The sequence below is a fragment of the Roseateles chitinivorans genome (genome assembly GCF_050632145.1).
In the GTDB taxonomy this organism is placed as follows: Bacteria; Pseudomonadota; Gammaproteobacteria; order Burkholderiales; family Burkholderiaceae_C; genus Roseateles; species Roseateles chitinivorans_B.
In genome coordinates, this window is record NZ_CP192577.1 from 4,587,017 (window position 1) to 4,612,566 (window position 25,550).

The 25,550-nt window shown below is 63.1% G+C and carries 23 protein-coding genes and 1 pseudogene; 20 read left to right on the forward strand and 4 right to left on the reverse strand.

Annotated elements, in window-relative coordinates:
• The first annotated feature begins 88 nt into the window (after positions 1 to 88).
• The 11 genes from ACQ86G_RS21095 (at position 89) to ACQ86G_RS21145 (ending at position 13,154) form a co-directional block, all read left to right on the forward strand.
• Positions 89 to 430, forward strand: coding sequence for a CzcE family metal-binding protein (locus ACQ86G_RS21095; protein WP_431257153.1), 342 nt, complete (start codon positions 89 to 91; stop codon positions 428 to 430).
• 93 nt (positions 431 to 523) lie between these two features.
• Positions 524 to 895 carry a cation efflux protein, CzcI family gene (gene czcI, locus ACQ86G_RS21100; RefSeq protein ID WP_088404262.1) on the forward strand — a complete coding sequence of 124 codons (372 nt, stop codon included), beginning with the start codon at positions 524 to 526 and terminating at the stop codon, positions 893 to 895.
• 103 nt (positions 896 to 998) lie between these two features.
• Complete coding sequence (locus ACQ86G_RS21105; protein ID WP_431257154.1) at positions 999 to 2,294, forward strand: TolC family protein; 1,296 nt, start codon at positions 999 to 1,001, stop codon at positions 2,292 to 2,294.
• 26 nt (positions 2,295 to 2,320) lie between these two features.
• On the forward strand, positions 2,321 to 3,928 hold the full coding sequence (locus ACQ86G_RS21110) for an efflux RND transporter periplasmic adaptor subunit (RefSeq protein WP_431257155.1): 1,608 nt from the start codon (positions 2,321 to 2,323) through the stop codon (positions 3,926 to 3,928).
• Positions 3,929 to 3,942: 14 nt separating this feature from the next.
• A complete protein-coding gene (locus ACQ86G_RS21115) occupies positions 3,943 to 7,122 on the forward strand; it encodes a CusA/CzcA family heavy metal efflux RND transporter (RefSeq protein WP_088404259.1) in 3,180 nt (1,059 codons plus the stop codon).
• Positions 7,123 to 7,220: 98 nt separating this feature from the next.
• A complete protein-coding gene (locus tag ACQ86G_RS21120) occupies positions 7,221 to 8,168 on the forward strand; it encodes a cation diffusion facilitator family transporter (RefSeq protein WP_088404258.1) in 948 nt (315 codons plus the stop codon).
• A 107-nt stretch (positions 8,169 to 8,275) separates the two neighbouring features.
• Entirely contained in the window at positions 8,276 to 8,425 is a 150-nt protein-coding gene (locus ACQ86G_RS21125) for a hypothetical protein (RefSeq protein ID WP_416759315.1), read from the forward strand.
• Positions 8,426 to 8,464: 39 nt separating this feature from the next.
• Entirely contained in the window at positions 8,465 to 10,585 is a 2,121-nt protein-coding gene (locus ACQ86G_RS21130) for a heavy metal translocating P-type ATPase (RefSeq protein WP_431257156.1), read from the forward strand.
• Between the two features lie 28 nt (positions 10,586 to 10,613).
• Positions 10,614 to 11,300: a heavy metal response regulator transcription factor gene (locus ACQ86G_RS21135; protein WP_088384632.1), complete on the forward strand. Its 687-nt coding sequence runs from the start codon at positions 10,614 to 10,616 to the stop codon at positions 11,298 to 11,300.
• A 62-nt stretch (positions 11,301 to 11,362) separates the two neighbouring features.
• Positions 11,363 to 12,634, forward strand: a complete 1,272-nt coding sequence (locus ACQ86G_RS21140; RefSeq protein WP_431257157.1) for a heavy metal sensor histidine kinase — start codon at positions 11,363 to 11,365, stop codon at positions 12,632 to 12,634.
• 121 nt (positions 12,635 to 12,755) lie between these two features.
• The gene (locus tag ACQ86G_RS21145; RefSeq protein ID WP_431257158.1) at positions 12,756 to 13,154 is read left to right on the forward strand and encodes a hypothetical protein; all 399 of its coding nucleotides are present in this window, start codon (positions 12,756 to 12,758) and stop codon (positions 13,152 to 13,154) included.
• Between the two features lie 17 nt (positions 13,155 to 13,171).
• Here the strand turns inward: ACQ86G_RS21145 and ACQ86G_RS21150 are convergent, their stop codons facing one another.
• A complete protein-coding gene (locus ACQ86G_RS21150) occupies positions 13,172 to 13,738 on the reverse strand; it encodes a hypothetical protein (RefSeq protein ID WP_431257159.1) in 567 nt (188 codons plus the stop codon).
• A gap of 224 nt (positions 13,739 to 13,962) precedes the next feature.
• Here ACQ86G_RS21150 and ACQ86G_RS21155 point away from each other — a divergent pair, with 224 nt between their 5' ends.
• Together ACQ86G_RS21155 and flgB are read left to right on the forward strand one after the other, a co-directional pair.
• A complete protein-coding gene (locus ACQ86G_RS21155) occupies positions 13,963 to 14,307 on the forward strand; it encodes a CzcE family metal-binding protein (protein ID WP_431257160.1) in 345 nt (114 codons plus the stop codon).
• 44 nt (positions 14,308 to 14,351) lie between these two features.
• Entirely contained in the window at positions 14,352 to 14,822 is a 471-nt protein-coding gene (gene flgB, locus ACQ86G_RS21160; protein ID WP_088404252.1) for a flagellar basal body rod protein FlgB, read from the forward strand.
• 45 nt (positions 14,823 to 14,867) lie between these two features.
• Here flgB and ACQ86G_RS21165 read toward each other — a convergent pair whose 3' ends face one another.
• Positions 14,868 to 15,062 carry a hypothetical protein gene (locus tag ACQ86G_RS21165; protein ID WP_431257161.1) on the reverse strand — a complete coding sequence of 65 codons (195 nt, stop codon included), beginning with the start codon at positions 15,060 to 15,062 and terminating at the stop codon, positions 14,868 to 14,870.
• Between the two features lie 104 nt (positions 15,063 to 15,166).
• Positions 15,167 to 16,212 (reverse strand): annotated as a pseudogene (locus ACQ86G_RS21170) (porin).
• Positions 16,213 to 16,590: 378 nt separating this feature from the next.
• On the opposite strand from ACQ86G_RS21170, the gene ACQ86G_RS21175 reads away from it, so the two are divergent.
• The 6 genes from ACQ86G_RS21175 to ACQ86G_RS21200 all read left to right on the forward strand — a co-directional run bounded on the left by ACQ86G_RS21175 (position 16,591) and on the right by ACQ86G_RS21200 (position 22,085).
• Positions 16,591 to 18,114, forward strand: a complete 1,524-nt coding sequence (locus ACQ86G_RS21175) for a hypothetical protein (protein WP_431257162.1) — start codon at positions 16,591 to 16,593, stop codon at positions 18,112 to 18,114.
• A 51-nt stretch (positions 18,115 to 18,165) separates the two neighbouring features.
• The gene (locus tag ACQ86G_RS21180) at positions 18,166 to 19,200 is read left to right on the forward strand and encodes a glycosyltransferase family 2 protein (RefSeq protein ID WP_431257163.1); all 1,035 of its coding nucleotides are present in this window, start codon (positions 18,166 to 18,168) and stop codon (positions 19,198 to 19,200) included.
• A gap of 85 nt (positions 19,201 to 19,285) precedes the next feature.
• Positions 19,286 to 19,897 carry an ArnT family glycosyltransferase gene (locus tag ACQ86G_RS21185; protein WP_431261460.1) on the forward strand — a complete coding sequence of 204 codons (612 nt, stop codon included), beginning with the start codon at positions 19,286 to 19,288 and terminating at the stop codon, positions 19,895 to 19,897.
• The gene (locus tag ACQ86G_RS21190; RefSeq protein ID WP_431257164.1) at positions 19,894 to 20,715 is read left to right on the forward strand and encodes a hypothetical protein; all 822 of its coding nucleotides are present in this window, start codon (positions 19,894 to 19,896) and stop codon (positions 20,713 to 20,715) included. Before ACQ86G_RS21185 ends, ACQ86G_RS21190 begins: the two co-directional genes overlap by 4 nt.
• A 138-nt stretch (positions 20,716 to 20,853) precedes the next feature.
• A complete protein-coding gene (gene motA, locus ACQ86G_RS21195) occupies positions 20,854 to 21,714 on the forward strand; it encodes a flagellar motor stator protein MotA (protein WP_088404247.1) in 861 nt (286 codons plus the stop codon).
• Entirely contained in the window at positions 21,711 to 22,085 is a 375-nt protein-coding gene (locus ACQ86G_RS21200) for a diacylglycerol kinase (protein ID WP_088404246.1), read from the forward strand. Before motA ends, ACQ86G_RS21200 begins: the two co-directional genes overlap by 4 nt.
• Positions 22,086 to 22,396: 311 nt before the next feature.
• Here ACQ86G_RS21200 and cadR read toward each other — a convergent pair whose 3' ends face one another.
• Entirely contained in the window at positions 22,397 to 22,843 is a 447-nt protein-coding gene (cadR, locus tag ACQ86G_RS21205; protein ID WP_088404245.1) for a Cd(II)/Pb(II)-responsive transcriptional regulator, read from the reverse strand.
• Between the two features lie 85 nt (positions 22,844 to 22,928).
• Here cadR and ACQ86G_RS21210 point away from each other — a divergent pair, with 85 nt between their 5' ends.
• Positions 22,929 to 25,517: a heavy metal translocating P-type ATPase gene (locus ACQ86G_RS21210; protein ID WP_431257165.1), complete on the forward strand. Its 2,589-nt coding sequence runs from the start codon at positions 22,929 to 22,931 to the stop codon at positions 25,515 to 25,517.
• Positions 25,518 to 25,550: the final 33 nt, after the last annotated feature.

Below are 25,550 nucleotides of genomic sequence, written 5' to 3' on the forward strand. Positions count from 1 at the left end.
GGAAGGTGCCGACTTCTAAAGTTCACTCCGCGATGAACGTTGTGTCGCCTCCGTCGGAGGTCACGTTCACGAACAAGGAGTACATCAAGTGAAGGTTTCCGTGTCGATCCTCTCTGCCGTTGCCGCTGTGATGCTGACCGCTGGCGCCCAAGCTGCAACCCAGTCGGAGCTCATGATGAACGGCCGCTCGCCGCACGGCCTGCCCGTCGCAGCAGTGAAGGCCGATAAGGTGGTCAACGTCAAGCAAGGCGGCTTTGTGAACGTCGACTGCGGCCAGATCGTCGAGTTCCGTGACGGTGCGAAGACCTTCACCTGGAAGTTCGACTCGGCGCAACATCGCGCCGTGAACCTGCCCGTCATCGCACCGGAAGGCTTCGCTAACACGAACTTCACGGTTTACGTCGGCCGCAATGAGTCCGAAGGCAGTTAAGCCCGGTCGGGCTGTGCCCGATTGCCTACACGTGTCCCTTAAAGGCTAGGTCAACGGCTCTTCTGAACCGTTGACCGCACTAGACTGCGCCATATGCGTCGCTGGCTCTCAATCTTCTTGCTGGTGCTGCTGCCCTTCCAGTTCACCTGGGGAGCAGCGGCAGCCTATTGCGAGCACGAGAGTTCGAGGGAGGCCAGTCACTTCGGTCATCACGTGCATTCGCACGCCGATGTTGGGCAGCAGGCTCAGGGCAAAAAGCCACAGCCCAGCGACAAGACCAAGCTCGGAAAAGCCAGCTTGGACAACGACTGCGGTGCGTGTCATCTCAGTGGTGCCAAGCCGGTCTCCAGCACCAGCATGGCGCTCGCGGATCTCAGCGCGCAGATCATGCGTGGCCTAAACGAGCAAGTCTTCTCGACTCGGGCTCCTGATCATCCAGAACGCCCCAATTGGCGCATCGCCTGATTCGGCGATCGCAGCGGGTTCCTTCCTGTTCCTCCTCTAGCGGCTTGAGCCGCGCTGCCTTCGTCGAATCCTTCGAGTTGTTTCCACAACCCTGGAGTTTTCGATGCGCAGATTGCTTGTGCCGCTTGCTTGTGCGGCACTCTTCCAAATTCAAGCCTTCGCCCAAGCTGGCGAAACCCGTCCCGCAACCCCTGAAGCCGCGGCCTCTGCCGCTGGTTCCTCGGCCGGTACTGTCTATCCTCAATCTGGACTGACGCTCGATGCGGCCGTGCAAACGGCGTTGCGTCAGAACCCGCTTCTGCGATCGTTCGGATACGAGCTCGAGTCCAACGATGGCGCGATTCGTCAGGCGGGCCTGATCCCGAATCCCACGCTCGGCTTGAGCACTGAGGACACCCGCAAGGCCACGCGTACGACGCAGGTCACGCTCAGCCAGACCATCGAACTGGGAGGCAAGCGATCCGCTCGCGTCGAGCTGGCTCAGCGCACCCGCGATGTCGCGGCGCTGGAGCTAGAGACGCAGCGTGCTGAAACTCGCGCCGGCGCCATCCAGGCCTTCTTCGACGTACTGATCGCGCAGGAACGCGTGAAAGTCGCCGAAGAGTCTCAGCGCATTGCCACCAACGGCGCAGACGCCGTGGGTCGTCGCGTGACCGCGGGCAAGGTGTCGCCTACCGAAGAGACGCGGGCTCGTGTTGCGCAATCCACGGCGCGGATCGAGCAACGCCTGGCGCAGGCGGACCTGACCGCAGCCCTGAAAGCGCTGAGCGCGGTGATGGGGGTGCCTCAGGGGTCGATCTCGCTGGTCGACGGCAGCCCTGACGCGCTGCCGGCGCTACCTGGTGCTGAAACCCTTGGGAACCGCATCCAGGGCTCTCCGATCCTGCGTCGTGCGCAGATGGAGGTTCAGCGCGCGGAAGCGGCCTTCAATCTGGAACGCGCTCGCGGCGTCCCCGATGTCACGGTCGGCCTTGGCGCGCAACGCGCACCCGACATCGGCCGCACGCAGCCGTTGATCAGCGTCTCGATTCCGATTCCCTTGTTCGACCGGAATCAGGGCGCTCAGTTCCAGGCGCTGCGCAAGCGCGACGCGGCGCAGGCGATGGCTCAAGCGGAGGAGCAGCGACTGCGTTCCGAGGTGCTGCAGGCCGTCGACCAGCTCGACGCGCGTACCGACGAGATCGAGGCACTGCGTCGCGATGTGCTCCCCGGGGCCCAGACCGCCTACGAGGCTGCGCGCCGCGGCTTCGAGCTGGGCAAGTTCGGCTTCCTGGATGTGCTGGATGCGCAGCGCACCTTCTTGCAGGCGCGCGGGCAGTACTTCACCGCGCTCTCTCAAGCCCACCGCCTCTTCGCGGAGATCGATCGCCGGCTCGGTAGCGCCGACGCTCGTCCCTGAACAACGATCCATCAACGAGTTTCCAAATGACATCCAAGAACGAACTCAAGGAACGCCTGCGCAGCGGCGCCGGCAAGAAGCAGGCGATCGCCATTGCCGTGGTGCTGGCGCTTGGCGCCGCAGCCGCCGTCGGGCTGATGACCACGGGCGGGAAGTCTGGCGGCGAAGAGTCGCACGCACACGAAGAAGCCAAGGGCCATGGCGACGGCGAACATCACGGGGAAGCCAAGGCCGGTGGCGAAAAGGGCCACGACGACGCCAAGGGGCATGGGGACGGCGAACACCACGAAGAAGCCAAGAAGGGCAGCCGTGGTGGTGAGCTGATCTCCAAGGGCAACGTGACCGTCGAGGCGCTGCTGTCCGAGGATCAGGGTACTCCCCGCCTCAAGATCTGGGTGTCTCAGGCAGGCAAGGATGTCGCGCCGGGTCAGCTGCAGGTGACTGCGCAGATCAAGCGTCCGGGCGGCGAGGAGCAGAAGCTGACGTTCGCGGCTCAGAAGGACGCGCTTGTCAGCGCCCAACCTGTTGAAGAGCCGCATGTCTTTGAGGGCGTCATTCAGGTCGTGGTGGGCGGTCAGACCCAGTCGTTCCCGTTCTCGCCCAGCGAAGGCGTGATTGCGTTGACCGCTGAGCAGCAGAAGTCTTCAGGCATCGTAGTCGAGGCCACCAAGGCAGCTTCGCTGGCAGCCAGCTACCAGTTGCCGGGCGAGGTCAAGTTCAACGAGGACACCACCGCGCACGTCGTCCCACGCGTGGCCGGAGTCGTCGAATCCGTGCCGGTGGCGCTGGGCCAGATGGTTCGCAAGGGCCAGGTGCTGGCCGTGGTGAACAGCACGTCGATCTCCGACCAGCGTGCCGACCTGCAAGGTGCGCAGAAGCGCCTGCAACTGGCCAAGATCACGTACGAGCGTGAGAAGAGCCTGTACGAGGCGAAGATCTCGCCGCAGCAGGATGTTCAGATTGCCGAGCAAGCCATGCGCGAGGCGGAGATCGCGGTGTCGAACGCCCGGCAGAAGCTCCAGGCCGTCGGCGCTACGCTGGATAGCGGTGCCCTCAACCGGTATGAGCTGCGTGCGCCGTTCGATGGCACGATCGTCGAGAAGCACATCGCGTTGGGCGAGCAGGTACGCGAGGACGCCAATGTCTTCACGGTCGCCGATCTGCGCACCGTGTGGGCCCAGATCAATGTCCCTGCCAAGGACCTGCCGCTGGTGCGCGTCGGCGACAACGTGGTCGTGCGCGCGGCGGCGTTCGAGCAGTCCGCGATCGGCAAGGTCGCCTACGTTGGCTCCCTCATCGGCGAGTCGACCCGCACGGCCCAAGCTCGCGTGACCCTGGAGAACCCCAAAACCGCGTGGCGGCCGGGCCTGTTCGTCAACGTCGAGATGAAGAGTGAGACCTTCGACGCGGCGGTGACCGTGACCTCTGAAGCCGTTCAGACGATGGAAGAGAAGCCCGTCGTGTTCGTCAAGACCGGTTCGGGCTTTGTCGCCCAGCCCGTCAAGGTGGGCCGCACGGACGGCAAGCGGGTCGAGATCGTCGAAGGTCTGAAGGCCGGTGTGCCCTACATCGCTGTGGGCAGCTTCGTTGCCAAGGCCGAGGCCGGCAAGTCCACGGCTTCCCACGCCCATTAAAGAGATGACGCAACATGTTTGAACGCATCATCCGCTTCGCCATCGAGCATCGATGGCTTGTCATGCTTGCCGTCTTCGGGATGGCCGCACTCGGGGTGTTCAGCTATCAAAAGCTGCCCATCGACGCCGTGCCGGACATCACCAACGTGCAGGTGCAGATCAACACCGGTGCGCCAGGCTATTCGCCGCTGGAAACCGAACAGCGCGTCACCTATCCAATCGAGACGGTGATGGCCGGCCTGCCTGGCCTGCAGCAGACCCGTTCGCTGTCGCGCTACGGGCTGTCCCAAGTGACGGTCATCTTCAACGACGGCACGGACATCTACTTCGCCCGCCAGCTCGTCAACGAACGAATCCAGTCCGCGCGATCTCAGCTGCCCGAGGGCGTGACGCCCAACATCGGGCCGATCTCGACGGGGTTGGGTGAGATTTTCCTTTGGACTGTCGAGAGCGAGCCAGGCGCGAAGAAGCCCAATGGTGAGCTGTATACGCCGGCAGACCTGCGCGAGATTCAGGACTGGGTCATCAAGCCGCAGCTGAAGAACGTGACGGGCGTGACTGAGATCAACTCCATCGGCGGCTTCGCCAAGGAGTACCACGTCGCCCCCGATCCGTCCAAGCTGTCCTCGTACGGCCTGACGCTCAGCGACGTGGTGACTGCCCTCGATCGCAACAACGCCAACGTCGGCGCGGGCTACATCGAGCGCCGCGGTGAACAGTACCTGATCCGAGCCCCGGGCCAGGTGCGCTCGATGACCGACATCGGCAACATCGTCCTGCTCAACGCAGGCGGCGTCCCGGTGCGCGTGCGCGATGTCGCCACGGTCGAAATCGGCCGTGAGTTGCGGACCGGCGCTGCGACCGACAACGGCCGCGAGGTCGTGCTCGGTACCGTCTTCATGCTAATCGGTGAGAACAGCCGGACGGTCTCGCAAGCGGTTGCCAAGAAGATGGCCGAGATCAACGCGAACATGCCCAAGGGCGTCCATGCGGTCACGGTCTACGACCGAACCAAGCTGGTCGACAAGGCGATCGCCACCGTCAAGAAGAACTTGATCGAAGGCGCTGTGCTCGTCATCGCCATCCTGTTCTTGTTCCTGGGCAACATCCGTGCGGCCATCCTGACGGCCATGGTGATTCCGCTTTCGATGCTGTTCACCTTCACCGGCATGGTGAATCAGAAGGTCAGCGCCAACCTGATGAGTCTGGGGGCACTGGACTTCGGCATCATCATCGACGGCGCAGTGGTGATCGTCGAGAACTGCGTGCGGCGCCTGGCGCATGCGCAGGAGCACAAGGGACGGCTGCTGACGCGCTCGGAGCGCTTCCATGAAGTGTTCCTCGCCTCGCAGGAAGCTCGTCGTCCGCTGCTGTTCGGGCAGCTGATCATCATGATCGTCTACCTGCCGATCTTTGCTCTGGCCGGCGTCGAAGGGAAGATGTTCCATCCGATGGCCTTCACGGTCGTGATCGCCCTGGTCGGCGCCATGATCCTGTCGATCACGTTCGTTCCCGCAGCGGTCGCGCTGTTCATCGGCAAGAAGGTTGCTGAGAAAGAAAACTGGCTGATGAGCTGGGCGCGCCGCGCGTATGAGCCGCTGCTCAACTACGTGATGGGTGCCAAGGCGGTGGTGTTGACGTTCGCCGCAGTGATGATCGTGCTGACGGGCCTGATCGCCGCGCGGATGGGCAGCGAATTCATCCCCAGCCTGAACGAGGGCGACTTCGCGATTCAAGCGCTGCGAATTCCGGGAACGAGCCTCACGCAGTCGCTGACGATGCAGCAGCAGCTGGAGTCGACGCTGAAGGCCAAGTTCCCTGAGATCGACCGTGTCTTCGCTCGAACCGGTACCGCCGAGATCGCGTCGGACCCGATGCCACCGAACATCTCGGACGGATACGTGATGCTCAAGCCTCAGGACGAGTGGCCCGATCCGAAGCGCACGCGTGACGACCTGTTGGCGGCCGTGCAGGCCGAGGCGGCCAAGCTGCCGGGTCAGAACTACGAGTTCTCGCAACCGATTCAGCTGCGTTTCAACGAACTGATCTCGGGCGTGCGTTCCGACGTCGCGGTGAAGATCTTCGGCGACGACATGGACGTCCTGAACGCCACGGCTCAGAAGATCCAGGGCTTGCTGCAAGGCATCCAGGGTTCGTCCGAGGTGAACGTGGAGCAGACCACCGGCCTTCCGATGCTGAGCGTGACTGTCGACCGGGAGCGCACCGCGCGCTACGGGATCAACGTTCAAGACGTGCAGGACACACTCGCAACTGCAGTCGGCGGGCGTGACGCGGGGATCATGTTCGAAGGCGATCGCCGCTTCGGCATCCTCGTCCGACTGCCCGAAGTGCTGCGCGCCGACGTGGAGGCCATCAAGCGACTGCCTATCCCGATGCCAGTCGGGGCTGATGGCGCGCGCCGCTTCATCCCGCTCAGTGAAGTCGCTGACTTCACGACTGCACCGGGTCCCAACCAGGTCAGTCGCGAGAACGGCAAGCGTCGCATCGTGGTGAGCTCGAACGTGCGTGGTCGCGACCTGGGCAGCTTTGTCGCCGAGGCCCAGCAGTTGATTGGCGCGCAGGTCCAGGTCCCGACCGGCTACTGGATGGTCTGGGGCGGCCAGTTCGAGAACCTGCAGTCGGCGACTCAGCGTCTCCAGATCGTGGTCCCGGTGTCCTTGTTGCTGGTGTTCGTGCTGCTCTTTGCCATGTTCGGGAATATGAAGGATGGCTTCATCGTTTTCACCGGGATCCCGTTCGCCTTGACGGGCGGCATCGTGGCCCTGTGGTTGCGAGACATCCCACTTTCGATCTCAGCGGCAGTCGGGTTCATCGCGCTTTCTGGGGTAGCGGTGCTCAACGGGCTCGTGATGATCTCGTTCATCCGCAACCTGCGCGAGTCGGGCAAGGGGCTGGACGAGGCGATCCACGAAGGCGCGCTGACGCGTCTGCGTCCGGTGCTGATGACGGCGCTTGTGGCCTCGCTTGGCTTCGTTCCGATGGCGCTTGCCACCGGCACCGGCGCCGAAGTCCAACGTCCGCTCGCCACCGTGGTGATCGGGGGCATCTTGTCCTCGACGGCGTTGACGCTTCTGGTTCTCCCCATCCTCTACCGCTTGGCACACCGGCGCGACGAGGAGGAGGAGCAACTTGAGAGCCGGTCCGCGGCTGTCGAGCAGGGAAGCGCCCATTAAGCGCCGGCGGTCCCGCGCAAGGCTGAAGGGCCGAGTGCGGGGCCGCTGGGTATTCCTGTTGCCGAGGATGGGATTCAAAACGAACAAGGAGATGACCCATGTCCAAGGACCACGACCACTCTGCCGCGGCAGGAGGCAATGAGCGCTCGCTCTGGATCGCCTTCACGCTGACCTTCGGCTTTCTGATCGCCGAGGTCATCGGTGGTATCGCGACGAAGAGCCTGGCGCTCATCTCGGACGCCGCCCATATGTTCACTGACGCGGCCGCCCTCGCCATCGCGCTGGCAGCCATACGCATCGCCAGACGGCCAGCAGACAAGAAGAGAAGCTTCGGCTATCACCGCTTCGAGATCCTCGCCGCGGCGTTTAACGCCCTGCTGCTCTTCGGGGTGGCGATCTACATCCTGTATGAGGCTTGGCAGCGGCTGAACTCGCCTGCTGAGGTTCAGTCGGTAGGCATGTTGGTGATCGCCTCGCTCGGTCTGATCGTCAACATCGTGAGCATGCGCATGCTCATGGGCGGCAAGGATTCGAGTCTCAACGTCAAGGGTGCCTACCTGGAGGTCTGGAGCGATCTCCTGGGATCGGTCGGCGTCATCGTGGCGGCCATCGTCATTCGTTTCACCGGCTGGGCCTGGGTCGACAGTCTGGTCGCCGTGGGCATCGGTCTTTGGGTGTTGCCTCGGACCTGGGTGCTCCTGCGTGAGAGCCTGAACATCCTCCTTGAAGGCGTGCCTGACGGGGTGGACGTGACCGCGATCGAGTCCGCGATGACCGCAACTTCTGGCGTCACGGGGATCCATGACCTGCACATCTGGGGGCTGTCCAGTGGCAAGACGAGTTTGAGCGCGCATGTTGTGCACGAGGACTCGGTCTCCGTGGGTCCACTGTTGACCCAACTGCGTCAGATGCTCAAGGAGCAGTTCGAGATTGCTCACGTCACCTTGCAGATGGAGACCGAGGCTTGCAGCGACGCACTCGATCAGAACCACTGGGTCGAGCCGCGCACCGGGCTTGCGGAGAAGGCCTTGAAGGCCTCCAGGTAAATCTAGGAATGCGGATGCTTGGCTTGGGTCATCGGTATGAGCCCGGACGGAGCGTTCGCGAGCGAAAGTCTCAGATGAGCTCGGGCTCTCACGAAACCCTCCATGTGATGTTCAAGTACCTGGCCATCGTCGGCTGGGGAGTCGCGCTCGTGTACCTGACCTACACCTCGATCCGGGACTACATGTCGCTGAAGGATCGTCGTGCAGCGAGAAGAGCCGAGCGGCTTGCGAAGAGGTCCAGGAAGAAGCGGCGGTAGGTCGCTGACGCCCCCATGCACTTAAAGCCGGAGAACCAGATGGCTGAACCAAAAAATTCTGAACAGGCCAAGTCCCAGTCGCTGGAGTCCGACACGCCTAGCGCGTCGACTCCTCCGTCGCCGGATCACAAGCATGTGAAGGGCGAGAAGCATGACCACGGGAACGAGGCCGCCGAAGACCACGGCGATCACGATCATGGCCATGAGGGCGGCATCTTCGGCAGCAACACGGAGTTGATCTTCTCGTTGCTGTGCGGCGCGCTGTTGCTGGCGGGGTGGCTGCTCGGCAAGTATCAACTGCTCTCGTCCACGCTGGAGACGAGCCTGTACGTTGTGGCTTACGTCTTCGGCGGCTTCTTCACGCTGCGCGAGGCGGTGGAGAACATCCGGAAGCGGCGCTTCGAGATCGACACGCTGATGCTCGTTGCCGCTACCGGCGCGGCCGCGCTCGGCGAATGGGCTGAAGGCGCCTTGCTGCTGTTCCTCTTCAGTCTCGGACATTCGCTTGAGCACTACGCGATGGGCCGCGCAAGACGGGCGATTGAGGCGTTGTCCAAGCTGGCGCCCGAGACCGCGCTTCGCAAGCGTGACGGCACGACGCAGGAGGTACCAATCGCCGAACTGGAACCCGGTGACATCGTGGTGATCAAGCCAAACGAGCGGATGCCGGCCGACGGCTTTGTGATCATGGGCAAGTCCAGCGTGAACCAGGCGCCTGTCACCGGGGAGAGTATTCCCGTGGAGAAGCAGCCCGTGGAAGACGCGCAGCAGGCGCTTGCCGCGTTCGATCGCGTCGCGGCAACGAGCCGCGTGTTTGCCGGCACGATCAACGGCTCCGGGTCACTGGAGGTGATGGTCGCCAAACGATCCACCGAGTCCACCATGGCGCGCGTCGTGAAGATGGTGACCGAGGCGCAGCAGCAGCAGTCCCCCACCCAGTCGTTCACGGCGAGGTTCGAACGCATCTTCGTGCCAACGGTGCTGGGCTTCGTCGGCGCGCTGTTGTTCGCGGGTTTCATCATCGACGAGCCGTTCAGTGCGACGTTCTACCGGGCGATGGCGGTGCTGGTGGCTGCTAGCCCATGTGCGCTTGCCATCTCGGTTCCAAGTGCCGTTCTGAGCGGCGTTGCACGGGCGGCGCGTGGTGGCGTTCTCATCAAGGGCGGTGCGCCGCTTGAGAACTTGGGCGTTTTGACCGCGATCGCGTTCGACAAGACGGGCACGCTCACGGAAGGCAAACCCAAGCTCGTGGATGTCCAGGCTGCGCCTGGCGTTGATCAGGATGAACTGCTGGCCGTGGCTGTCGCCATCGAAAGTCACAGCGATCACCCGCTGGCAGCCGCCATCGTGTCCGGCGCGAAAGAGCGGATGCAGGGGACGGATCAGCCCTTGAACGCGGAAGATGTTCACAGCGTCACCGGCAAGGGAGTCACGGGACGGATCGGCGCCGACGACGTCTGGATTGGCAAGGCCAAGCTCTTCGTGGAAGATGTTGGCGGCCTGCCGCCGGAAGTCGCGGGCATCGATCAGCACCTGATCGAGAAGGGCCGCACAACGATGATCGTCAAGCGCGGAGCGCGCTTCCTGGGTGTCATTGGCGTCATGGACACGCCGCGCCCGGCCGCCGCGGACGTCATGAGCAAGCTTCAGAAGCTCGGGGTCAAGGACCTGATCATGATCTCGGGGGACAACCAGCGGGTCGCCGACGCGGTGGCGAAGTCCGTCGGCCTGAGCGAGGCCAAGGGGGAGTTGATGCCGGACGACAAGGTCGGCTTCATCAAGCAGCTCAGCGCCAATGAGGGCAAGGTGGCAATGGTCGGGGACGGCGTCAACGATGCTCCGGCCATGGCCAGTGCAACGGTCGGGATTGCCATGGGCGCGGCCGGATCGGACGTGGCGTTGGAGACGGCAGACGTGGCGTTGATGGCGGACGATCTCTCGAAGCTTCCGTTCGTGGTCGGACTGTCGCGCAGGGCGAGCGGCGTCATCCGGCAGAACCTGTGGGTCTCCCTGGGCGTCGTGGCGGTCTTGATTCCGGCCACGCTCTTCGGCTTGAATATCGGCACCGCGGTCCTGTTCCACGAGGGTTCCACCCTCATCGTGGTCATCAACGCGCTTCGCCTGCTCGCCTACGGCGACCAGAAGGCGTCGGACGCATGAGATCGACGAACAACAACGAGATCCGCCCATGAAACTTTTGATCGTCGAGGACGAGGAAAAGGCCGCTGAGTACCTTCGCAAGGGCCTCACCGAGGAAGGCTATTCCGTGGAGGTCGCCCACAACGGCGTCGACGGACTGCACATGGCCTCGGTCAACAACTACGACTTGCTCATCCTTGACGGGCAGTTGCCGGGCATTGATGGGCTGGCCATGCTGAGCGCGATCCGTCAGAGCAGCGATGTTCCCATCCTGATGGTCACGGCACGCTCGCGCGTCGAAGATCGCGTCAAGGGCCTGCAAAGCGGCGCTGACGACTACCTCACCAAGCCCTACGCGTTCTCCGAACTCGTGGCCCGGGTTCAGGTTCTCCTGCGCCGGCGGACGGGCGGTCGACAGGTGACCGAGGAGTCTGTGTACCGTGTGGCCGATCTGGAGGTGGATCCCATCCGTCGCAAGGTCAGCCGCGCCGGTCAGCGGATTGACCTCACCACCAAGGAGTTTGGTCTCCTCGCGCTGTTGATGCGTCGAAAAGGCGAGGTGCTCTCCAGGACAGAGATCGCGGAGCAGGTCTGGGACATGAACTTCGACAGCGACACCAATGTGGTCGAGGTGGCTATACGCCGACTGCGCGTGAAGATTGATCAGCCTTTCGATCGAGCCCTGATCCACACCGTGCGTGGGATGGGTTACGTCATCGAAGACCGGCCCGCATGAGCGTCGCAATGCATGCGGGAAGCCTTCGGGCACGGCTCCTTCGTCGACTCGCTCTGCAGTCCATGGCGGGGCTCGGCGTCGTGTGCGTGGCTGTCTACGTGGTGATCTTCCTGACGCTCGATCAGCGCCAGAACCAGACCCTAGACATGAAGCGCGAGGCCGTTGAGCATCTCCTGAGGGAAGGTCGTGGCGCGCACGATCTGGACAGTGTGCGGCACCTGCTGAACGACTTTCTCGCTGGGCACGACGAGCTCACGCTGAGCGTGGCGGACAACTCGGGCCACATCTTTCTTCCGCCGCAACGCGCGGCGAGCGCCGACGTCAAGGTCGAGCGATTCCCGGTGCCGCTGCCTCCCGATCTGGGGGGCGCGGGGACAGCGTCGCTTGCCTTCGACCAGAGCAAGGACAAAGAGCTGCTCCTGCGGCTCGCATGGACGCTCGGCTTCGCCGCTGTCGGCGGCTCCCTGGTGCTCTCGGCGGCGGCGGCTTTTGGGGTCAGGCGCGAACTCGCGCCCCTTCGTGCACTTGTCAGACAGACCGCTGCAGTGAGCGCGGATCGTTTGGAGCTGCGGCTCGACGGCCGCGATCAGGTCGAAGAACTGCAGCCGCTCATCGCTCAAACGAACGATCTGCTTGATCGCCTCGCCATTGCCTACAGGCAGATGGAGTCGTTCAACGCTGATGTCGCACACGAGCTGAACAATCCGCTCTCGATCCTAATCAACAGCTGCGACTTCGCGCTACGGCGTCCCCGCTCGCCCGACGAGCTCAAGGAGACGCTTCAGTCAAACCTCGAGGAGCTTCGTCGCATCGCCAGGATCGTGGCGGACATGCTCTTTCTTGCGAATGCACAGCGAGGCGCTCAGGCCAGCCGCGACGAGGTCACGGAGTTGGCGGAACTCTGTGCAGAGGTGCTGGACTATCACGAAGGCTCCCTGCAGGAAGCGGGCGTTCGCGGCGTCGTGCGCGGGCGTGCCCGAGCCAGCGTGGACACCGGCTTGTTGCAGCGCGCGATCGCCAATCTGGTGGGTAACGCTCGCCGCTATGCGACCCGCGGGACGGAGGTGGTGGTCGAGATCGAGCCACGCGGCAAAGAGATTTATATCGGCGTGATCAACGAGGGTCCGGAGATCCCCGCGGAACACCTGCCAAGGCTCTTCGACCGTTTTTACCGCGTCGACCCTTCCCGCACCGGCGCCAGCAAGAACCATGGCCTTGGGCTCTCCATCGTCGCGGCAATTGCACGAATGCATGGAGGCAAGGCGACCGCAGCGTCCGTGGGCGGCAAGACACGCATCGGCTTCACGATCTCTTCCGGCGCGGTGCCCACTTGATTCGCCGAAACGCTGCCGAGGCGGAGGAGGTCTGTCTGCCACGACGGGGCCGAAGTGCTGGCCTAGTCGCAGGCGTCCCTCTGGCATGCGTTCCTTTAGCGCCCGGGGAAGAATTTGAACGATGATGAAGTCTGAGGAAGCGGTGAGCGCCACCGACGCGGAACTGCGCATGTCCGAGCAGGCAGCCGTTCGGGTTACGAGGGAGCTGCGGGATCTGGACAAGCTGATCCTTGCGCTTCCTTCGATGTTGGCGCACTGCAAAGTCGCCACGTTGAAGCGGCAAGCTGAGGCGATGAAGTCTTTGAGTTCAGTTCTGATGTTGACGATCCTTCTGGATCGTCCATTTTCGGAGGTGCTCGATGCGTCCGACGATCTGGCCAGGTCTGTTCGCCCCTTTGTCCAGCTCGCATCCAAGTCGCGCTTGTCTCTAAGCGCGCAGCTCGCCACGCGGCTGCTCTCAGATTTGGGCAATCAGCTGCACGCAGACATTGCCATCGCGTTACGTAGTGAAGGCGCGTAACCCTTGCGATACGCAGACTAGTCGCTGCCCGCGGCGGGGGTCTTCTCCTTCAAGAGGGTGCTCAGATGAGGGATCACGTTCTCATCGACGTGGTCCAGCATGGCCTTCGTGGCGTGGGCGTCTACGCTGGGAAGGTCGATGCCGACCTGTTGAGACCAGCTTCGGATCAAGCCAAGGAAGATCATCGAAAGGCTTTGGCCATCTTCCATGAAGCGCAACAAGAAGGCCTTCAGGTTCTTCCTCCCATCATCCGAATGAAGATCCAAGCCTCCCGGCACGTCGAACAAGCGGTGCGCGATGATGTTGCGGCTCTCCAGAAATCGCTCGAAGCGCTCGTCGAATGTCGGGTGTAGGTCCACCCGCTCTCGCAAGATCCGCAATAGCTGGCCGAGGGTCGCCTTGCTGTGGCGTCGCAGAATTTCATCAAGCTGCTCTGGCGACACGAGCGGCTCGTCCCGGAGAACGAACGTCAGGCAGGTGCTCATCAGGCGTTCCACGCCCTGTCCCGCCACCACCGCCAACCCCAGCGTCTTCAGCACGTCGTCCTGTTCGGGCGTGTATCCCGATGCAATGTTGCTGCTCACCTTGGCACCTCCGTCGCTCCATTCTGCGCTGGATGTCCGCCTTGTTCATCTCGCAGCGTCTGGTCCCAAGGACGGAGAACGGCGGCGCACCGCGGGCGCGAGCTAACAAACTTGTCATCACTACGACAGGTCCGTTGAAAGCGACAGATTTCTAAAGTGCTGTTCATGGTGGATGCGGTAGGTGCTCCTGTTGAGCACGGCTCCACCGGAACAAGGAGATCTGTATGAACCGAACCGTTGCCATGATCGCTGTCGCTGCCAGCCTGTTCGCCGGCCTGAACGCGCCGGTCGCAGCACAGACGACCGAGCGCCTGATGAACGGAAATTCCATCTACGGCGTGCCGTTCGCAGGTCAGAAGACCGATTTCGTCGTAGACCTCGATTCGCGCAAGGCCATCAACATCGAATGCGGCCAGACCGTGCAGTTTCGCCAAGGCGGCAAGACCTTCGCCTGGAAGTTCGACGTCGTCGGTCACCGCGCGGTAGATCTGTCCAAGATCGCTCCGGCGGGCTTCGCGAGCAAGCCGTTCAAGGTCTACGTCGACAAGAACGAAGGCGAACGAGCCTGAAACCCACGAAGCCGCACCAGCGGCTTCGCTTTTTGGGGGATGCCATGGATGGGATCAAGGACACGAGGTTCGGCGCCGCCACGGCGAAGCAGGCGCAGGATTCAGATGAGTGGCGGGCGCAGGCGCTGGTATTTCGCGGTAAGCGCCAAGCCATGCTGGCGAGCAACATCGCCAACGCTGACACGCCCAACTACAAGGCGCGCGACATCTCGTTTGCAGACGTCCTGAAGGCCTCAAGCCAGGCCGAGGAACTGACCGACCAGGATGGCAAGGAAACGGGGGTGGCCCGGGACGTGCCGCTCATACCCTCGAGCACGCTGGCGTTCGCAGGCTACAGACAGCCGTTGCAAGACAGCATCGATGGCAACACCGTCGAGGTCGAGCGCGAGCAGGCTGAGTTCGCTCGCAACACGATTCTGTACACCCTGGCGATGGCCTCGCTGGATGATGAGGCCACGGAGTTCAAACAGGCAGCTGCGCTGCCAAACGCTGCGTCGCCCACAAGGCGTGGCTGATCACTGATCAGTTCGCGATTGACCTGTAGGTTCGACGCGGCCGGTTCAATCGCCTCGGGTCATCGCGGCGAGGGCGTCGAGCGCCGCACCTTCGGCAAGCTCCGGGCGGTCGTATTCCCCCTCGATCGGGACGCGAATAGGCGGCCCTAGTTCGGGCGGCGGGGTGAGCACCAGCACGGCCACGAAACGCCCGGACTCGTTGCAGTCGACTTCGAGGTTCGAAACCCAGTCCTCGTCCATCAGACCTCCGCTCGGTGTTTGCTTCTGAAAGCCAGATGGTAGGTCGATAAAAAGGGATGCGCGATGCGCATCCCCTTCGCCTTTACCTTGCAGAAAGCCTAGCCTTAGAAGCTATGGCGCACCCCCACTTCCGCGCCGGAGGAGTTCTGGCCGCCCAGCATGCCCGCCGGCGTCGTGTACAGCACGGAGCTGCGAGCGGCGCCCTTGTTGGTCACGCGAGCCACGGTGCCGTAGAGCGCCGTGCGCTTCGAGAAGTCGTAGACGTATCCCAGCGCCAGACGGGTGCTGTCGTCGCCATCGGCGAAGCCAGAACCAACCGCGCCGCCGGAGCGGTTGGCGTTGGTGTAGCCCACGCGGATCTGACCGACGGTCACCGGGATGGTCGCGCCCACCGAGACCTCGGTCGACTTGCGTTCGCCCCACTTCTTCACGTCAACCAGGGTGTGCAGGACCCCCACGGTGACTTGTAGTTGAACAGCAGGTTGTAGTTCTTGAACTTGGACAGGTTGGCGCCGACATCCGTCGTGCCGTAGGCACCGCCCACCAGGAAGCTCTTGTCTTCGTAGCCGATGCGGCCGCCGTAGTACTTGTTGCCCACGGTGTTGCCCTCGCCTGCGGCGACATGGAACTGACCGTAGACGCCGCCCAGGTTCTTCGGCAGGAAGTAGCTCACGCCGTTGTCTGTACGCTGGATCGTGGTCGCACCACTGCCCAGGTTCGCGCCGCTGCCATAAACAAAGATGCCACGAGATCCCACACCCACGATGCCGAACTCATCATTTAGCGCGTTGTTGTAGGTCGGCGTCGTGTCGCGGCCCAGGCGGACCTCACCGAAGTCACCCATCAGGCTGATCGTCGAGCGGCGGTTCCAGTACTTGCTCGCGTTGGAGGTACCGGTATCCAGATCGATGCCCGACTCCAGGTGGAAGCCAGCCGACAGACCGCCGCCCAGTTCTTCAACGCCACGAACGCCCAGCCGGCTAGTCGTGTTGGCACCGGACGTCACGCCCTTGACCGTACCCGCGTTGCCGTTCTTCACCTGGCGGACCGCAACGTCAGCGACGCCGAACAGCGTCACGGACGAGGTTTGCGCGAAGGCCGAGCCGGCAAGCGCGCTGCATGCCAATGCCAAGAGGACTGGCTTATTCATGAACTTCTCCTATTCGATGGTCGATGCATAGAGACGCGATTCGCCTCAAGCACGACGCAGGCTAGGGAGAAGAGCAAGGGAAATCCACGAGTTCTACCGATTGAGCGGGTGCGTGCTCGCGCACGGTGGTCCAAACGGTCGTGAGGCGTGTCGCTGAGGACACAGCCGAAGCAGCAGGAAATTTCTGATGCGAGGTCACATGTTCGACACGTCCGGGAACGACCGACGCCATCGCCATCGAAGCTGACGAACCGGTAATCAGACGGTCAGTTGTTGGTCAATGCCTGATCTCTAGTCTCTCGTCTGCTCGCGATGTTCCGGCGATGCGAGTGTCCCGAGGATGCTCGGCAAATGCGCCAGTGCGAAGAAAGGCGCTCGATGAGAAGACAAGACATTCAACTGATTTCCAGGGCAAGACGAGGAGATGCTGCGGCCTGCTTCGAGGCGGGGCGCATGTACCTTGAAGGGATGAAGGGATTCCCGCGGCACGTGCCGCTTGGGCTTGAGTACCTGAGTCATGTCGAGACTCTCAAGGAAGAAGAGGCTCAACGTCTTATCGTTGAGGCGCTCGACTTGCATGAGATCGCTGTTCACGGACGTGTATCCACACTTGAGCGGGCGGCACGTCTGGGTAGCGGAGAAGCGCAGCTCAGGGTAGCCATTTGGAATCTGCTCACGCAGGTCGATCAGAGTGAGGCGGTGGGCTGGCTTCGGCTTGCTGCGCGATCTGGTCAGAGCAGCGCAAAGGACGCGCTGACGCTACCGGCCTCCGCGGCTGAATCCGACGATGCGGCAGTGGTGCGTGTGAAGGCCCTCCTGGGGGTCCCGAAGATCGGGTGGCCCGAGCTAATTGCGCTGGCGATGGAGCGGGCGCTTGTGAGAAAAGAGCCGCGCCTTCTACTGCGAGCCCTCGCAGTGAGCCTGGCCCTCGGACAGTTGTCCAACTCGACCTTGGCCGACCAGGTGTACGCCGCGATCAGCTTTGCCAAGTCGATCCCCGATGTGCGAATCACGGTCGATACGAAGGCCATCGAGGTGTTGCTCGATGACTGCGTTGACCGAGGGAACTGTGCTGCGGCGTTGCTGCTGGGCCAGGCCCTGAGCGGCAACAACGTCGGATCGATTGACTGGGAAATGCTGGTGCCGGCGCTGAACAGACGCAAGGCTTCCGCACTGCTCATGCGGGCAGCCGACGCTGGGTATGGCGAAGCCTGGACCCGGCTCTACGAGCTCCATGCCAACAACCACAGCTCCGTGGCCAATCCACCGATGGCGCGCTTCTTCTTGGAGAAAGCTGCGGCGAGCGGGGACGTTTCAGCGCAGCGCCGGCTGGGCGCAACGATCCTGCGCGCCGCTGCATCCCTACGTGAAGCCGAACAGGGGTTGCACTGGTTGTACCTGGCGTCGCAGTCTCAGGATTTCCAAGCCCAGGGACTGATCCGCACCTTCATCCTTCCTGTTCAAGGCTGCGAGTCCGACGCCGCGCGCGGAATTTTTGAGGTGGCGAAGACCAACGGCGCCTTGGCCGCACGGCTAAGGGTGGCAAGGGACTTCGGTCTCACCAAACTCGAGGCCATGACGGTGGACATCGTCGAAGGACTGCGGCCTTGGGGCTTGGTAGTGGGGAAGAACCCGTTCATCCAGCATGCAAGGCTGTCTTCTCCGCGGGCTATACCCGCGCTCTCCTCTTCGACTTTGCAAACCCTGAAGCGCAGCGCGGGCTACCTCGCTGATGGCAGCGTGCAGGGCTCTGGACCTCGTGATATCGAGCTCCGGCATCGCGCGGCCAGATTGAAGCAAGCGTTGGACAGCCACGGGCTGTCCGAGTCTCTCACTTCGCGAAGGCGAGCTCTGACGCGCTGGATGCCATGCGCGGTGGACCACGATGGGCGCGTCAAGTGAAGTTGCAGCTGGATGCAGCCATGGGGCACGAGGAAGAGGAGCTTGGCTGAGATGTTCAACGCTGCCTGGTCCCCGGCTCCCCTTCAACTTGTCCCCGCCGCGCCAATGCGCCAGATGGCCGGTGCAGTTTCCGTCGTCGTGCCGGTCTTCAATGAAGCGGCCAGCCTGAAGGCATTCCATGAAAGACTGAGCTCAGCACTGCTGTCTCTGGATCGTCGCGTAGAGATCCTCTACATCGACGACGGCAGCACTGACGGGACGCGCGACGCCTTGAACGCGCTCCGCGCGCTAGACCCTCGCGTGGGTGTCGCATCCTTCAGCCGAAATTTCGGCAAGGAAGCGGCCATGACCGCGGGGCTGCATCTGGCGCGCGGCGAAGCGGTGATCCTGATCGATGCCGACCTCCAAGATCCTCCCGCGTTAATCCCCGAGATGATTCGTACTTGGGAGGAAGGCGCCGACGTCGTCACGATGCGCCGGAGGTCGCGCGCCGGAGAAAGCTGGCTCAAGACGTTCTCGGCGTTCGCGTTCTACCGCATCTTCAACATGCTGTCGGAAACCTCAATGCCGCCCGACGTGGGGGACTTCCGCCTGCTGAGCCGTCGCGTCGTGGACGCCATCAATCGGCTCCCGGAACGCAACCGCTTCATGAAGGGCCTGTTTGCGTGGGTCGGGTTCAAGGCCGTCACGATCGACTATGACCGGGACGCGCGAAACCAAGGCCACACCAAGTGGGGCTTTCGCAAGCTCTGGCGCTTCGCGGTGGAGGGGATCGTCGGATTCTCGACGGTGCCGTTGAAGATGGCCACCTACGTGGGCCTGACCTGCGCTGTCGCGTCTTTCCTCTACGCGGTGTACTTCCTCGCGAAGACGGCGCTGTTCGGCGAGCCCATACATGGGTTTCCGACCCTGATCATCAGCATTTTGATCCTCGGCGGACTTCAGCTGATGGCCATCGGCATCCTCGGTGAGTACGTGAGCCGTCTTTTCATCGAGTCCAAAGCCAGGCCGCTGTACCTGATCGAAGAGTTCCGTCCCGCGGTGTCCTCGCCACCCCTGTGGGTCGCTGGAGCCAGGCCTTGGTGAGCCGCGCCTTGGATGTACGCGAAGTAGCCCACACACCTCCCAGAGCGATATCGACCACATTCTGGGTGGTCGTCTTGTTGGCGCTCTGCATCGGTCTTCGCACCCTGACGCTGGGGACCTACCCCTTTCGGACAACACCGAGGCCCGGTACGCGGAGATCGCTCGAATCATGATGTCGGGTGGCGACTGGATCAATCTTCACCTGCCTGGGGATGTCGTCTTCTGGGGCAAGCCGCCGCTGTCGACCTGGTTCTCCGCGACCGGTCAACTGGCTCTCGGCGCTAACGAGTGGGGTGCTCGCCTGCCCATGCTGGTGCTCGCCATGATGGTCACGCTGATCGTCTGGAGATGGTTGCGTGACTCCAGTGCCCGCGAGGCCATCCTTGGCGTCGCCGTGTTGTGGGGCAGCGCGGTGTTCTTCGTGAGTGCGGGCGCGGTGATGACCGACATGGCTCTGACCGTCGCCGTGACGCTCAGCATTGGCGGCTTCTGGTGGGCGATCTCCGGGACCAACCTGACCAGAGTGCGTGTCGGCGCACTGGCGTTCTTTGTGGGGCTCGCCTTGGGACTGCTGGCGAAGGGACCGGTGGCGCTTGTTCTGTCTTTGGTCCCGGTCGCCGTGCATGGCCTGAGCTGTCGCGGCGCGTTCCGAGATGTGATCGTGCTGCCCTGGTTCAAGGGGGACTGCTGGTCTTGAGCATTGCGGGACCTTGGTACGTGATGGCGGAGCTTCGCAGCCCGGGGTTCCTCGAATACTTCCTCGTCGGGGAGCACTGGAGCCGGTTCACGCAGCCGGGATGGACCGGTGACCTCTATGGCACCGCGCACGAGCAGGCCAGGGGAATAGTCTGGGCATACCTGGCGGTTGGGTTCTTGCCGTGGAGCCTGCTTCTGCCCTGGCTGTTGATCGGCAGGCGCAGGGCCGCGAGGCAAATCGCCGGAGGTACGCGATCGGAGAGATCTCCTGACACGGCGCTACTCGTCGCTTGGGCGCTGACGCCAGCGCTGCTGTTCTCGGCGTCGAGAAACATTCTTTGGACGTACGTGCTCCCGGCCGCGCCTGCGTTGGCGATTCTTGCCGGGCGTTGGCTTGCACGAGATACGCGGCAAGGCGTCGTTCACGGGCTTGTCGCTACGGGACTTGTCCTCCTGACCGGTGGGGCCGCCGCGCTGCTCTTGAGCCAAGGGTCGGTCGGCGCCATCCGATCTGCATCTGGCGTGCTGCTCCCCCTGCTGTCTGGCGGTCACAAGGCCTCGGAAGTGTCGTTCCTCAATGCGCTGCCGTACTCCGCCAGTTTCTACACCGCTGGCAAAGCGCACGACGTGGTCAAGGACGAGGAACTTGACCTGTGGCTTCGCCGCGATCCGAAGCTCGGTCCCCTTCATGAGCATGAATTCCTGGTGACCACCGAGAAGTCTTGGCGGTCCCTGTCCGGGAGTCGCCGCTCCCAGCTGCATGTGCTCTTCGATGCCGATGGTTATGTCCTGCTCGTCCGCGCAGGTCCAGCTGGATGAATCGCCCCACACCGTCCGATGCGGCGTGAGGCCGGCCCGAAACCTCACGAACTCGCCGTGCCTTCGGGGCGCGGCTTCAACGCTGCGGCAGTCACGGCGAAATCGTCGACGCGTAGCACCAATTTTGGAGATTGATCAATGTTCATAGCCATCGGGTGGGCGCTCGCCTTGGCTTGCATCTTTGGCGTGTTCATCGCGCACGGGGGCAACATCGGCGTCGTGCTCAAGGCCTTGCCGTTCGAGATGACCACCATCTTCGGCGCGGCGATCGGCGCCATGTTGGCGACCAATCCTCCCAAGGTCATGAAGGCGACGGTGAAGGGTCTCGCGGCCTGCTTCAAGGGCAGCAAGTACACGAAGGCGCGTTACATGGAGCTGCTCGCGCTGATGTACGACATTCTTCAGAAGGCTCGCAAGGAAGGGCTGATGTCCATCGAAAAGGACGTCGAGGATCCGCATAGCTCGCCGCTGTTCCAGAAGTACCCGACGGTGGGCAACGACCATCACGTCACGGAGTTCATCACCGACTACCTGCGGATGATGGTCTCGGGCAACCTGAACGCGCACGAGATCGAATCCTTGATGGACGCTGAGATCGACACGCATCACCACGAGGCCTTCCTCGCCGTGATCGCGGTGCAGCGTCTGGCGGGCGGGCTGCCGGCCTTCGGCATCGTCGCCGCTGTGCTGGGCGTGGTGAACACCATGGGCTCGGTCGGTCAGCCGCCGGCGGTGCTGGGTGGGATGATCGGCTCGGCGCTGGTCGGTACATTCCTAGGGATCTTGCTGGCCTACGCTTTCGCTGAGCCGCTGGCCGGCGCGCTCGAATCCAAGGTGGACGAGGCCGGCAAGGAACTTCAGTGCATCAAGACCACGCTGCTGGCATCTATGCAGGGCTACGCGCCGCAAGTCGCCATCGAGTTCGGTCGCAAGGTGCTCTATTCGACCGAGCGTCCGTCGTTCGCGGAACTCGAGGGTCACGTGAAGGGCAAGCGGTGAATCCCCACAAGGGTCGAACAGGCCTCGATCGGCTCGTACATGCGTTTGGGTATTCGCTGCAAGGCCTTCGAGCTGCGTTTGTCGGCGAGTCCGCCTTCCGACAGGAGGTAGCGGTCGCCATCGTGCTGATGCCGCTTGCGCTCTGGTTGGGAGGAAACGGCGTTGAGCGGGCGCTGCTGATATCGTCGATCTGGTTGGTGCTTATCGTGGAGCTGCTCAACTCAGCTCTTGAAGCCGCGATTGATCGGATCTCTTTTGACCGTCACGAGTTGTCCAAGCGGGCCAAAGACATGGGCAGCGCCGCTGTCTTGCTCGCCATCGCGTTGGCTGCGACAGTCTGGGCTGCGGTGCTTGCGAGCCGCTGGCTATGACCGGGAAGCCTCGCGATGCCATCCCGCAGCCCTGTCATGCTCTGACAGGGCGGGCGCACTCGATGAATTGCAGTTGCCGCTTCCAAGCGCCTCGCCAGATTCCATAGCCAGTGAAGCTGCAGCTGGAAGCTGCCGTGGGTCGTGAGAATGAGGAGCCTGGCTGAGATGTTAGATCCCGCTCTACGCACCCTACAACTTATTCCTGCAGTGCTGAGGCGGCATATACAGGTGCAACGTTCATGACAGCTGTCAGCCCATCCGAAGGCGGCGGCGGCGCGCTGGTAGATAGCGGTGGGTGCGGCGAGTTAAGGTCAGTGTCCGTGAACGGCGCGTCGCTTGGGAACGGCCGTCGAGAGCCCCTCCTGCGAAGCTTCGTTCAGCCCGGCAAGGATGCCGCAATGCTGGGCCGTACGCTCGTCGTCGCATCGCCTGCGCAGATCCACGAGCTGCTCTTCCAGCAGACGCAGCTCCTCGATGCGTTTTGAGACGTGACCAATGTGCTCGTCCAACAACGCGTTTACGTCGCCGCACGCGGCGGCGGGCTCATCACGAAAACGAAGCAACACCCGCACCTCGTCTAAAGACATGTCCAGGCTACGGCAGTACCGAATCATCTGAAGGCGATCCAGGTGGGCCGCTTCGTAGATCCGAAAGTTTCCGGAGGTCCGCGCCGGCGCCGGAAGTAAACCTTCCCGTTCATAGAACCGGATCGTTTCGATCGGCGTCGATGCGGCGGAGGAGAGTTCGCCAATCTTCATGGGGCTCCCGGCAGCGGATAAGTCATCTCGATTTTAGGGGTCATTGGGTTGACTCTGTAGTTGGTATAGGTTTTCCAATCGGGGCATGAGCACCTCTTCGCTGAATGACATCACTGCCTCCAAGGCTACGGCAGGCACAGCCGCCTGCGCGGGCAGCTGTTCCTCGTCAGGCTGCGGTGACCAGGCCGAGGCCCCCAAGGCGTCGGCGCTCGCCAGCGCACACACCAGCGTCCTCGACCTGCACATCCCTTCCATGGACTGCCCCAACGAGGAGCGTCCCATTCGAGCAGCGGTGGAAAAGATCGCCGGCGTTCGGGGCATGCGGTTCGATCTGGCTCAGCGCGGCTTAGCTGTCGACGCTCCTCAAGACGCGTGGCCGCACGTGATCGCGGCCATCAACGGCTTGGGCTTCGCTACGGATCCTGCGGCGCAATCGCCCGAGTCGGCATCTGAGACGCACGTCGAGACGGCCGCGGTGTCCGCTGGCGCCACGGCATGTCGCGACCCCTCGTGCTCGGAGCCGATCGCCGTTTCCAGCGAGGCGGCGCCGCACGGCGGCACCGCCTTCGCAGGCCTGCTGCTACGCGTGCCAGCGATGGATTGCCCGACCGAGGAGGCGCAGATTCGACGCGCGCTTGAGCGGGTCCCAGATGTCCGTCGCCTACAGTTCGACCTTCCCGCACGCACACTGTCGGTGGACGCGCCGGCTTGGGCCAAGGATGCCGTGGTGCAGGCGCTGCTGGCAACCGGCTTCAAGTCTGAGGTGCTCAGCGAGCCACCGTCGGCCGAATTGACTGCGAAATCCCAACGCGCCGAGTTAACGCGGTTGATCGCTGCGCTGGCGGTGGCCATCCTCGCGGAAGGCTTCCATTTCTTCGCTCCCGACACCACCGTCTGGAAGGTAGTCGGCATGGGCGCTGCGGCTGCGGCCATTGCTCTCTCGGGCCTTTCTGTCTTCAAGAAGGGGCTGTCCGCGCTGCTGCGCGGGCAGCTCAACATCAACGCGCTGATGAGCGTGGCCGTGATCGGCGCCTTCCTCATTGGTCAGTGGCCTGAGGCCGCCATGGTGATGGCCCTGTACTCGCTGGCCGAGCTGATCGAAGCCCGCTCGGTCGACAGGGCAAGAAACGCCATCGCAGGGCTGCTGTCGCTTTCACCCAGCCAAGCGGAAGTCCAGCAGCCGGATGGGTCCTGGACGCTCCGACGAGCCAAGCTTGTCCAGGTCGGCTCGCTCGTGCGGGTCAAGCCTGGCGAACGATTTGCACTGGACGGCCGCGTGAGCGCTGGCCATGGCGCCGTGGACCAATCGCCGGTGACGGGCGAGAGCGTGCCGGTGGACAAGGCGCCAGGCGACGACGTATTTGCGGGAACGATCAACCAGAGCGGCTCGCTGGAGTTCCGCGTCACCAAGCCGGCCAGCGACACGGTGCTTGCTGGAATCATCCACGCAGTCGAAGAGGCCCAGAGCCAACGCGCGCCGACGCAGCGGTTCGTCGACAAGTTCGCCGCCGTCTACACACCGGCGATCTTCGTACTGGCGCTCGCGGTGGCGCTGGGTACGCCGCTTCTGCTTGGCTGGGACTGGATGACCGCCGTCTATAAAGCACTGGTGCTGCTTGTCATCGCCTGCCCGTGTGCGCTGGTGATCTCCACGCCGGTGACTGTTGTGAGCGGCCTCGCAGCTGCTGCGCGCCGCGGCATCTTGATCAAGGGGGGCGCCTACCTGGAGCATGCCCGCAAACTCTCCGTCCTTGGCCTGGACAAGACCGGCACCCTGACCGAGGGACGGCCCAAGTTGGTGGCGAGCCAGGTCGTTGCTGACAGCGGCGACGAGGGCAAGGTCCTTCGCGTGGCCAAGAGCTTGGCGGCCCGATCCGATCATCCGGTGTCCAAGGCTGTCGTGGACGGTCTGGCCGGCGAGCCCCTTGAGGTGACGGCCTTCGGCGCTGAACTGGGCAAAGGCGTTCACGGCACGATCGACGGTGTCGAGTACGTCCTGGGCAACCACCGCTGGATCCACGAACGCGGACAGTGTTCGGCCGAGCTGGAGGCGGCCCTGCTTAAGCACGAGTCGCAAGGCCGCACGCTCTCCCTGCTTGCCAGCAGCAGCCAAGTGCTCGCGATGTTTGCCGTTGCAGACACCACCAAAGACACAAGCCGCCAGGCGATCGCCGAACTCAAGGCCGTAGGCGTGCGCACGGTCATGCTGACCGGGGACAACGAGGCGACGGCCAAGGCGATTGGTCAGGAGGTCGGCGTCGACGAGGTTCGCGCGAACTTGCTGCCCCAAGACAAGCAGGCATGGGTGACCCAAACCGCTGCGGCTCAGGATGTAGGCATGGTCGGCGACGGGGTCAATGACAGTCCGTCGCTGGCTGCCGCCTCGGTGGGGTTCTCCATGGGCGCTGCGGGCACGGACACCGCTAAGGAAGCCGCCGACGTCTTGATCATGAACGACGACCTCCGCAAGGTTGCAGAAACCATCAGGCTTTCGAAGCGGACATACTCGATCCTTTGGCAGAACATCACGCTCGCGCTGGGCATCAAGGCCGTTTTCTTTGTCTTGGCGGTGTTCGGCAGCGCCTCCATGTGGATGGCCGTGTTCGCCGACATGGGAGCCAGCTTGCTGGTGGTGTTCAACGGGCTGCGACTTCTCAAACCGCTTCGCGCTTGACCCAATCCTTTTTGCCCAATCGTTAGCTCGCCT

Coding starts and splice junctions, on each gene's coding strand:
- czcI (WP_088404262.1), top strand. CDS start 524: ATGCGTCGCTGGCTCTCAATCTTCTTGCTGGTGCTGCTGCCCTTCCAG.
- ACQ86G_RS21105 (WP_431257154.1), top strand. CDS start 999: ATGCGCAGATTGCTTGTGCCGCTTGCTTGTGCGGCACTCTTCCAAATT.
- ACQ86G_RS21110 (WP_431257155.1), top strand. CDS start 2,321: ATGACATCCAAGAACGAACTCAAGGAACGCCTGCGCAGCGGCGCCGGC.
- ACQ86G_RS21115 (WP_088404259.1), top strand. CDS start 3,943: ATGTTTGAACGCATCATCCGCTTCGCCATCGAGCATCGATGGCTTGTC.
- ACQ86G_RS21120 (WP_088404258.1), top strand. CDS start 7,221: ATGTCCAAGGACCACGACCACTCTGCCGCGGCAGGAGGCAATGAGCGC.
- ACQ86G_RS21125 (WP_416759315.1), top strand. CDS start 8,276: ATGTTCAAGTACCTGGCCATCGTCGGCTGGGGAGTCGCGCTCGTGTAC.
- ACQ86G_RS21130 (WP_431257156.1), top strand. CDS start 8,465: ATGGCTGAACCAAAAAATTCTGAACAGGCCAAGTCCCAGTCGCTGGAG.
- ACQ86G_RS21135 (WP_088384632.1), top strand. CDS start 10,614: ATGAAACTTTTGATCGTCGAGGACGAGGAAAAGGCCGCTGAGTACCTT.
- ACQ86G_RS21140 (WP_431257157.1), top strand. CDS start 11,363: ATGGCGGGGCTCGGCGTCGTGTGCGTGGCTGTCTACGTGGTGATCTTC.
- ACQ86G_RS21145 (WP_431257158.1), top strand. CDS start 12,756: ATGATGAAGTCTGAGGAAGCGGTGAGCGCCACCGACGCGGAACTGCGC.
- ACQ86G_RS21155 (WP_431257160.1), top strand. CDS start 13,963: ATGAACCGAACCGTTGCCATGATCGCTGTCGCTGCCAGCCTGTTCGCC.
- flgB (WP_088404252.1), top strand. CDS start 14,352: ATGGATGGGATCAAGGACACGAGGTTCGGCGCCGCCACGGCGAAGCAG.
- ACQ86G_RS21165 (WP_431257161.1), bottom strand. CDS start 15,062: ATGGACGAGGACTGGGTTTCGAACCTCGAAGTCGACTGCAACGAGTCC.
- ACQ86G_RS21175 (WP_431257162.1), top strand. CDS start 16,591: ATGAGAAGACAAGACATTCAACTGATTTCCAGGGCAAGACGAGGAGAT.
- ACQ86G_RS21180 (WP_431257163.1), top strand. CDS start 18,166: ATGTTCAACGCTGCCTGGTCCCCGGCTCCCCTTCAACTTGTCCCCGCC.
- motA (WP_088404247.1), top strand. CDS start 20,854: ATGTTCATAGCCATCGGGTGGGCGCTCGCCTTGGCTTGCATCTTTGGC.
- cadR (WP_088404245.1), bottom strand. CDS start 22,843: ATGAAGATTGGCGAACTCTCCTCCGCCGCATCGACGCCGATCGAAACG.
- ACQ86G_RS21210 (WP_431257165.1), top strand. CDS start 22,929: ATGAGCACCTCTTCGCTGAATGACATCACTGCCTCCAAGGCTACGGCA.